Origin of the sequence: Halomonas sp. 3D7M (assembly GCF_014897885.1) — a bacterium.
Classification (GTDB): Bacteria; Pseudomonadota; Gammaproteobacteria; order Pseudomonadales; family Halomonadaceae; genus Vreelandella.
Genome location: NZ_JABUZF010000053.1, coordinates 1 through 1825, shown reverse-complemented (window position 1 = coordinate 1825; position 1825 = coordinate 1). Strand labels below are relative to the sequence as shown.

Annotated in this window: 2 protein-coding genes; both read right to left on the bottom strand. The window is 56.8% G+C overall.

From position 1 onward, the window contains the following. A partial coding sequence (locus INT22_RS01460) for a hypothetical protein (RefSeq protein WP_193067544.1) occupies positions 1-204 on the bottom strand: 204 nt, incomplete at its 3' end. Between the two features lie 20 nt (positions 205-224). Further along, a partial coding sequence (locus INT22_RS01455) for a hypothetical protein (protein WP_226912331.1) occupies positions 225-1825 on the bottom strand: 1601 nt, incomplete at its 5' end.

Below are 1825 nucleotides of genomic sequence, written 5' to 3'. Positions count from 1 at the left end.
TTCAGTCGTGGTGCCAGTAATGATAACGTCGCCCTTCGGTGCATCATTAACGTTGGCCTCCGTGCCATCCCGCAGCCACTGGTAGGTCACCGTGCCCAGGCCGTCTTCATCCGCCAGGGTGTTAGAGACGGTCAGTGTCTGATCTTCTACCGCATCTCCGCTGATTGTAACGACACCTATCGGTGCATCGTTGACGTTGGCCACGCTCTCCGTCGCGCCAGATGTCACCGTTTCAGCCGTGCCCTGCTGGTCGGTGTAGCCAGCGCGAACGCTGAGTAGCTGGCGCGAACGCTGATGGCAGCGCCCACATCGGCTTGCGTCAGGGTGTAGGTTTCGCCGGAGGCATCGGTGATCTCCGTGCCATCCCGCAGCCACTGGTAGGTCACCGTGCCCAGGCCGTCTTCATCCGCCAGGGTGTTAGAGACGGTCAGTGTCTGATCTTCTACCGCATCGCCGCTGATGGCCACGCCACCCGTCGGTGCATCATTGACGTTGGCCACGCTATCCGTGGCAGCGGATGTGAGCGCTTCGGCCGTGCCCTGCCCATCGGTGTAGCTGACCTCAACGGTGATTGCCTTACCCACTTCAGCCTGAGTCAGGGTGTAGGTGTTGCTGGTGGCACCCGTGATGGTGGTGCCATCGGCCTTCCAGGCGTAGCTGAAAGTGCCCAGACCATCCTCGTCGACTAGAGCGCTGGTGTCGGCCGTGAGTGTTTCATCCTCAGTCGTGGTGCCAGTAATGATGACGTTGCCCGTCGGCGCATCGTTAACGTTGGCCACGCTATCCGTGGCGCCAGATGTCACCGTTTCGGCAGTGCCCTGCTGATCGGTGTAGCTGGCACGAACGCTGATGGCAGCGCCCACATCCGCTTGGGTCAGGGTGTAAGTTTCGCCGGTGGCGTCAGTGATTCCGGTGCCATCGCGCAGCCACTGGTAGGTCACTGCGCCCAGGCCGTCTTCATCTGCCAGGGTGTTAGAGACGGTCAGAGTTTGATCTTCTACCGCATCGCCGGTAATGATAACGTTGCCCGTCGGCGCATCGTTAACGTTGGCCACGCTATCTGTCGAAGCAGACGTCACCGCTTCCGCCGTGCCCTGCTGGTCAGTGTAGCTGGCGCGAACGCTGATGGCAGCACCCACATCGGCTTGGGTCAGGGTGTAGGTTGCGCCGGTGGCGGCGATGATTTCATTACCATCGCGTAGCCACTGGTAGGTCACCATGCCCAGGCCGTTTTCGTCCGCCAGGGTGTTGGAGGCAGTTAAAGTCGCGTCTTCTACCGCATCGCCTGTGATGGTGACGTCACCAGTAGGCAAGTCGTTAACGTTAATTGTCGACGTGGCAATAGCAGAGTCAGCCTCTCCATCAGAGGCTCTCAGCGTCAGCGTTGTACCACTTCCTTCGTCTTCCGGCTTATATTGAATATTGGAGACTGTATCCAGATAAGTGTTAATAGCATCAGGTGTTCCCTCGAGCGTCAGGGTGTTGGTATCTGAGCCACTCACAACAACACCTGTATCAGAACTTGCAGCCAATGTTCCCGAAGGAGTGCTTATCTCAAGTGTAATTTCATCACTATCAATGTCTGCCAGACTGACGGCAGATAAATCAAGGTCAGATATCGAGCCAATAGCGACCGTTATACTAGCCGGCACTCCAGTTAGCGTCGGAGGGTTATTGACGCTGATCGTTATAGAGGCAGTATCGTCTGCCGTACTATCCTCATCTTCGTCATCAACAGCAACTGTCAGAGAGTAACTATTGTTGTTCAGCTGACTGTCATCGGCAACAGTAATCTGACCGTTACTAAGTGAATCCGCATAAGTTA